General features: G+C 74.6%; 8 protein-coding genes. 5 read left to right on the forward strand and 3 right to left on the reverse strand.

Translation table 11 applies throughout. The features are described from left to right. Nucleotides 1–17: 17 nt before the first annotated feature. Both AOK09_RS10670 and AOK09_RS10675 read left to right on the forward strand, forming a co-directional pair. Nucleotides 18–1,640: an acyl-CoA carboxylase subunit beta gene (locus AOK09_RS10670; RefSeq protein ID WP_079062927.1), complete on the forward strand. Its 1,623-nt coding sequence runs from the start codon at nt 18–20 to the stop codon at nt 1,638–1,640. Then, the gene (locus AOK09_RS10675) at nt 1,637–1,849 is read left to right on the forward strand and encodes an acyl-CoA carboxylase epsilon subunit (protein WP_055586907.1); all 213 of its coding nucleotides are present in this window, start codon (nt 1,637–1,639) and stop codon (nt 1,847–1,849) included. The genes AOK09_RS10670 and AOK09_RS10675 overlap by 4 nt, the downstream gene beginning before the upstream one ends. 260 nt (nt 1,850–2,109) lie before the next feature. Here AOK09_RS10675 and AOK09_RS10680 read toward each other — a convergent pair whose 3' ends face one another. Then, a complete protein-coding gene (locus AOK09_RS10680) occupies nt 2,110–2,337 on the reverse strand; it encodes a dodecin (RefSeq protein WP_055586913.1) in 228 nt (75 codons plus the stop codon). Between the two features lie 180 nt (nt 2,338–2,517). On the opposite strand from AOK09_RS10680, the gene AOK09_RS10685 reads away from it, so the two are divergent. Then, nucleotides 2,518–3,219: an NADPH-dependent F420 reductase gene (locus AOK09_RS10685; RefSeq protein WP_055586908.1), complete on the forward strand. Its 702-nt coding sequence runs from the start codon at nt 2,518–2,520 to the stop codon at nt 3,217–3,219. On the opposite strand, the gene AOK09_RS10690 is transcribed toward AOK09_RS10685, so the two are convergent. Continuing rightward, a complete protein-coding gene (locus AOK09_RS10690; protein ID WP_055586914.1) occupies nt 3,180–3,899 on the reverse strand; it encodes a VIT1/CCC1 transporter family protein in 720 nt (239 codons plus the stop codon). The genes AOK09_RS10685 and AOK09_RS10690 overlap by 40 nt on opposite strands. Nucleotides 3,900–4,325: 426 nt before the next feature. On the opposite strand from AOK09_RS10690, the gene AOK09_RS10695 reads away from it, so the two are divergent. Next, complete coding sequence (locus AOK09_RS10695; RefSeq protein WP_055586909.1) at nt 4,326–4,613, forward strand: hypothetical protein; 288 nt, start codon at nt 4,326–4,328, stop codon at nt 4,611–4,613. Nucleotides 4,614–4,696: 83 nt separating this feature from the next. Here AOK09_RS10695 and AOK09_RS10700 read toward each other — a convergent pair whose 3' ends face one another. Next, nucleotides 4,697–5,014 (reverse strand): hypothetical protein, encoded by a 318-nt coding sequence (locus AOK09_RS10700; RefSeq protein ID WP_055586910.1) that lies wholly within the window; start codon nt 5,012–5,014, stop codon nt 4,697–4,699. Between the two features lie 310 nt (nt 5,015–5,324). Here AOK09_RS10700 and AOK09_RS10705 point away from each other — a divergent pair. Next, a partial coding sequence (locus AOK09_RS10705) for an ATP-binding protein (protein WP_245687228.1) occupies nt 5,325–6,504 on the forward strand: 1,180 nt, incomplete at its 3' end. Nucleotides 6,505–6,879: the final 375 nt, after the last annotated feature.

A 6,879-nucleotide genomic window follows, 5' to 3' on the forward strand; every position in this document is an offset into this window, starting at 1 on the left:
GCAACAGGAGGACGCAGATGACCATCATGGACGACAGCCCCGCGGCACTGCTCCTGGAGCACGAGGCCGAGCTCGACCTCGCCACGCCCCCGGGCACCGCCGAGCGGGCCGCAGAGCTCGCAGAACTGCGCGCAGAGGTGCTGCGCGGCCCCGGCGAGCGGGCCACCGAGGCCCAGCACGCCAAGGGGAAGCTGACAGCCCGTGAGCGCATCGACCTGCTCTTCGACCCGGGCACCTTCACCGAGGTCGAGGGGCTGCGCAGGCACCGGGCGACCGGCTTCGGCCTGGAGCACAAGCGCCCCCACACCGACGGGGTGGTCACCGGCTGGGGCCTGGTGGACGGCCGCCAGGTCTTCGTCTACGCCCATGACTTCCGGATCTTCGGCGGGGCGCTGGGCGAGGCCCACGCCCAGAAGATCCAGAAGATCATGGACATGGCCGCCGCCACCGGCTGCCCCATCGTGGGCCTCTGCGACGGCGCCGGCGCCCGTATCCAGGAGGGCGTCACCGCGCTCGCCGGCTACGGGGGGATCTTCAGCCGCAACGTCCGCAACTCCGGGGTGATCCCGCAGATCTCGGTGATGCTCGGCCCCTGCGCCGGCGGCGCGGCCTACTCCCCGGCGCTCACCGACTTCGTGCTGATGGTGCGCGGCACCTCGCAGATGTTCATCACCGGACCGGACGTGGTCCAGGCCGTCACCGGAGAGGCGATCACCCAGAACGGCCTGGGCGGCGCCGACGTCCACGCCTCCGTCTCCGGGGCGGCCCACGCCGCCTACGACGACGAGGAGAGCTGCCTGCTCGACCTGCGCTACCTGCTGTCGCTGCTGCCCGCCAACAACCGCGAGCTGCCGCCCGCCGAACCCGCCGCCGACCCGGTCGACCGGCGCTGCGACGCGCTGCTCCAGCTGGTGCCGGCCGACCCCGGCCGGGCCTACGACATGCGGGCGGTGCTCCGCGAGATCTGCGACGACGGCGAGTTCTTCGAGGTCCACGAGAACTGGGCGGGCAACGTCATCTGTGCGCTGACCCGGCTCGGCGGGCAGGTCACGGGGATCGTGGCCAACCAGCCGGCCGTGCTGGCCGGGGTGCTGGACATCCACGCCTCGGAGAAGGCCGCCCGCTTCGTCCAGCTCTGCGACGCCTTCAACATCCCGCTGGTCACCCTGGTCGACGTCCCCGGCTTCCTGCCCGGCGTGGACCAGGAGCACGGCGGTGTCATCCGGCACGGCGCCAAGCTGCTGTACGCGTACTGCAACGCCACCGTGCCCAGGGTCTCGGTGGTGCTGCGCAAGGCCTACGGCGGCGCCTACATCGTGATGGACTCCCGCTCCATCGGCACCGACCTCGCACTGGCCTGGCCCACCAACGAGATCGCGGTGATGGGCGCCGAGGGCGCCGCCAATGTGGTCTTCCGCCGGCAGATCGCGGCCTCCGACGAGCCGGAGGTGACCCGGGAACGGCTGGTCAAGCAGTACAAGGACGAGCTGATGCACCCCTACTACGCCGCGGAGCGGGGCCTGGTGGACGACGTCATCGACCCCGCGGACACCCGGTCCAGGCTGATCGGCGCACTGGCCATGCTGCGGACCAAGGCGGCGCCGCTGCCCAGCCGCAAGCACGGGAACCAGCCCCAGTGAGCGCGGCGGCGCCGGTGCTGTTCCGTGTCGAGCGGGGCAGCCCCACACCCGAGGAACTGGCCGTGGTCGCCGCCGTGCTGCTGTCCCGCCCCCAGGCGGGCACCCTGCCCCCCGCCGGGCCCCGGCGCGCGGCCTGGGCCGCGGCCGCGCGGGAGCCGGCGGGCGCCTGGTCCGTCCCCGCCCAGCCGGCCTGGCACCGCACGGCGTAGTGCGGCGCCTGGGCCGGGGTGCGGGGCGCGTACCCGCGGGACGAGACCGCGGGGCGTCCGTACACCGTCCGTACCGCCGAACCGCAGCAGCCCCGCCCGGCCGGGCCCGCCCGGGGGCGCGGGGGGCCGCGTGAACGACCGCCACCCCGGTGGCGCGCCGGTCGCGCGACTCCCCGCCCCCCTGCGGTGCGCCCGGCCGGGCGGGGCTGTCCGGCGTTCCCGGCGGCTGCCGGCCCGGCCGTTCGGCCCCGCGGGGGCGGTCAGCCGCCGGCCGAGTCGCCCTCCTCCAGGCGGAAGCCGACCTTGACACCGACCTGGTAGTGCTCGATCCGGCCGTTCTCGATGTGCCCCCGCACCTGGACCACCTCGAACCAGTCCAGGTGGCGCAGGGTCTCGGAGGCCCGGGCGACGGCGTTGCGTACGGCGGCGTCGACTCCCTCGTGCGAGGAGCCGACGATCTCGGTCACCCGGTAGGTGTGGTCGGACATGGAGTGCTCCAGCGTCTCGTGCGGGTGCGGCCCGTCCACGGTCACCCACGGCGGCGCGGTCCGCGAGGCCGGTGGGCCGGTCGGGCGGCGGTCGCGGCGGCGGGTTTGGCCGCCGCCCGGAGGGGCACCGCCAGCGGCCGGGGGAGAGGGCAGCACAGGCCGACCAGGAGAGGAACGCACATGCGGATCGGGATCATCGGGGCCGGGCACATCGGTGGCACGCTGGCCGGGCTGCTCGTCAGGATCGGGCACGACGTGGTGGTCAGCAACACCCGGGGACCGGAGTCCCTGCGGGAGCTGGTGTCGGAGGTGGGCGGCGGTCTCCGCGCGGTCACCGTCCAGGAGGCGGTGGACTTCGGCGAGGTGGTGGTGGTCGCCATTCCCTACGGGCGGTACCGGGAGCTGCCCACCGGGGGCATGGAGGGCAAGATCGTGGTCGACACCTGCAACTACTACCCGGAGCGGGACGGCATCGACCCCGAACTGGACTCGGGCGTGGTGACCTCCAGCGAGCGCATCCGGGACCATCTGGGCGGCGCCGACGTGGTCAAGGCGTTCAACGCGATCCACTGGCAGACCCTGCGGGACCGCGGCCTCCCCAAGGGCGACCCCGGGCGGCTGGGCATCCCGGTCTCCGGCGCGGACGAGGAGGCCAAGGCCGTGGTGGCCGGACTGATCCGGGACATGGGCTTCGACCCGGTGGACGCCGGCTTCCTGCGCCAGGGCGGCCGCAAGCACCAGCCCGGCACCACGGTGTACGGCGCGGAGCTGTCGGCCGACGAGATCGCGGCACTCCTGCGGGTCGCCGACCGCAGCCGGCCGGAGACCGCGGCCGGCGACGGTCAGACCCCGGCGGCTCCCAGCAGGGTGCCCGCCCCGTAGGTCACGGCCATGGCGAGGCCGCCGCCGGCCATGTTGCGCAGTACGGCGGGCCGCGGCCGGGCGCCGCCCATCCTGGCGCCGGCCCAGCCGCAGGCGGCCAGCGCCGCCAGTACCGAGGCGACGGTGATCCACAGCCGGGTGGCCGGGGGCGGCAGCACGATCGCCAGCAGCGGCAGCAGCGCACCGACGGTGAAGGCCGCAAAGCTGGCCAGGGCGGCGTGCCAGGGGTCGGTGAGCTCCTCGGGGTCGATGCCCAGCTCCGTCTCGGCGTGGGCGCCCAGGGCGTCGTGCCTGGTCAGCTGGACGGCCACGGCCCGGGCGAGTTCCTCGGTGAGGCCCTTGGCCCGGTACATCGCGGTCAGTTCCGCCAGCTCCGCCTCGGGCTCCTGGGCCAGTTCCCGGCACTCCACCTCCAGCGCGGCCTGCTCCGAGTCGCGCTGGGTGCTCACCGAGACGTACTCGCCGGCGGCCATCGACAGCGAGCCGGCGAGCAGCCCGGCCAGGCCCGCGGTGAGCAGCGCCGCCCGGGAGTCGGTGGCCCCGGCGACGCCGACCACCAGTCCGGCGGTGGAGACCACGCCGTCGTTGGCGCCGAGGACGGCGGCGCGCAGCCAGTTCAGCCGGGTGCCCAGATCGCCCGCCCGGTGCGGTTCGGCGTGTGCGGGCGGCGGGTCGTCCAGCGCTGGGTCGTCCAGCGTTGGGTCGCCGGACGGTGGGTCGTCCGTCAGTGGGTCGTCCGTCGGCGGGTCGTCCGTCGGCGGGTCGTCCGGGGGCTGGTCCACCGTACGAGTGTGCACCGCGGCCGTCCCCCCGCTGGGGCGGCTGGCCGGGCCCGGCAGCGGTCCGCTCGATCCGCGCACAAGTGATTCCGGTCACTCTCCGGGGGTGCGCCCGGGCGGCCGTTCCGGTACGGGACCGCTCCGGGCGCCGTTCGGCCGTTCGCGTGCCCACCGGCGGATCGCTCCCTCCGCCGGGGCAGTCTTCTGTACGCTGCACGCTCAGTACAGGATGCCGTCGGGTGCCGCGGGCGGACCGCGAACCCGGGCCGGCGGAAACCGCCGTCACCGGTCCGGCCGTCCCGTACGACACCGAGAAGGAGCACGACCATGGCCTCCGTCACCGCCGACACCTCCTGCTGCCGACTCTGCCCGCCGGGCGGAGGCACGGTGGTGGCCAGGTACCCCGGTGACGCTCCGGCCGCCAAGGCGTCCGCCAGGGCGCATCACGAGACGCAGCTGACGGGGCTGCCGCACCACGACCACTACGACCCGGCGCTGGACGCCTTCGTGGTGGTGCGGCACGACCTGGGCGGCGGTGCGGACTCCCCGGCCGCGGCCGAGATCCCGGGCCAGGCCGCCGCTCTGGGCGCGGCCGACGTCTCGGAGGCCGCCTGACCTCAGGCCCCGCTGCCGGGCGGGGACGGAACTGTGGGGGCGCACCGGTGATCCGGCGCGCCCCCTTGTTCACGGCGGTGTTCTCAGTGCGGTGCGGCGGGGTTGTAGAAGAAGTCGTCGAGGTTGCCGTTGCCCTGGAGCGCGCTGAGCTTGCCGGAGTGGCCCGCAGTGGCAGAGGTGTTGTTCTGGCTGGAGCCGCGGGTGCCGGTCGCGGTCTGCTGCGAGGCGTTGGCGTTGCCGTGGACCCGGCCGACCAGGTTGCCGGAGCCGGTGCTGACCACGACGCTGCCGTTGGAGGATTTGCCGGTGTGCGACGAGCCTGCGGCCTGGGCGGTGCCCACGCCGGCGACGGCGAAGGCGGCGAGGACGGCGAGCGCTGTGAGTGCGCGGATGCGGGACACGCGATCTCCCTCTGCTGTGACGGTGACGGTGACAGTGACGGTCGATGGTCGATGGCGCCGGCGGGCCGGGGTGGCCGCCCCGATCCCCGCCGCTTCCGGGCGTCGCACCACCAGGGTTCACCACGGGGCGGCCCAGGAACCGTGCACCGCTTGCCAATTCCCTCGATAGCGTCACAAGCAGTGGTCAAAACCAGCAAGGGTGGACTTTTCTGACGCTGCCTCCGTCCGCGGCACACGTCCGCGGGCACCTCCCGGCGCGGTCCCGAATCCGCTGGTCACCCGATTGTCGTACCTGGCAGACTGTGACCCCATGTCCCAGGGCCTGCGTGCCACCGAGGTGGACCTCGGCGGCCTTGTCACGGTGCTCGCGTCGCACCTGTACTCCACCCCTCTGGTCGCCCTGCGCGAACTCGTGCAGAACGGCCACGACTCCATCACCCGCCGCCGCCTGGAGGACCCGGGCCGGCGAAGCGGCGGCCGGATCACCGTCCGCGGTGACACCGTCCGCGGCACCGTCTCCGTCGAGGACGACGGCGCCGGGCTCACCGAGCCCGAGATCCACGCCTACCTGGCGACCGTGGGCACCGGCTACACCCGGCTGCTGCGCGAGGTCACCGGCAGCGACGAGCTGATCGGCGCCTTCGGGCTGGGCTTCCTCTCCGCCTTCGCCGTCGCCGACGAGGTCACCGTCACCACCACCTCGCACCGCGAGCCCGGCCAGGGCCACCGCTACCGCTCCGTCGGCGGTGAGCAGTACAGCGTGGAGCCCGTCCCCGCCCGCGCCCCCGGCACCCTGGTCGAGCTGCGCCTGAAGAGCGAGCACGCCCGGATCGCCGACGAGGAGGTGCTGCGCGACGTCCTCACCCGCTACTGCGTCCTGCTGCCCGTCCCGGTCCACCTCGGCGACGACCCCGAACCGCTGAACGCGGTCCCCGTCCCCTGGCGCGCCGACCCCGCGCCCGAGGACCTCCACTCCGCCCGGATGGGGTTCGCCGCCCGCTTCGGCCGCCGCTTCGAGCCGCTGGCCGCCTTCCCGGTCGCGCCGCGCGGCGACTCCGACGCCACCGGACTGCTCTGGGTCCAGGACGGCGCCACCTACGGCTCCAGCGACAACCGGGACCTGGCCGTCTATCTGCGCGGCATGCTGCTCTGCGAGGACGCCCGCGACCTGCTGCCCCGCTGGGCGGGGTTCATCGGCGGCGTCGTGGAGTCCACCCGCCTCACCCCCACCGCCAGCCGCGAGGACCTCCAGCGCGACGACCACTACCGGGCGGTGCAGTCCGCCCTCGCCGACGCGATCGTCGACGGCCTCTACGAGACGGCCAGGCTGCATCCCGCCGCCTGGCGCCGCATCCTGGCCCGCCACGGCCAGGAACTGCTGGGCGCGGCCCTCTGCGACGACCGGCTGTTCACCCTGCTCGCCGACGACGTGCCCGTCCCCACCTCCCAGGGCGACCTCACCGCGGGTGCGCTGCGCGCCGCCGGCGGCGNNACGGGCAGCTGCGCGGCTGCCGGGTGGTCGAGCTGGGCAGCGAGGACGGCAACCGGGCGCTCTTCCGCGACGCCGGCCGGCCGCTCGCCGCCGACGAGGCCGCCTGGCTCTCCGCGGCCCTCGCCGACGACGGCGAGCAGCTGACCCCGGCCCGCTTCGCCCCCGCGGAACTGCCGCTGGTCCTGGTCCCGGACCGGGAGGCCGAGCTCAAGCAGCGGATCGAGGACGACCGCGCCGACGCCCGGATCCCCGGGGCCGCGCTGCGCCTCGCCCGGGCCTTCACCGCCCGTACCGACGGCTCCGTCAGGGCCAGGCTCTACCTCAACCTGGACAGCCCGGCCGTACGGCATCTGCTGGACGCCTACCGCACCGG

This window comes from Peterkaempfera griseoplana (assembly GCF_001418575.1).
GTDB lineage: Bacteria > Actinomycetota > Actinomycetes > Streptomycetales > Streptomycetaceae > Peterkaempfera > Peterkaempfera griseoplana.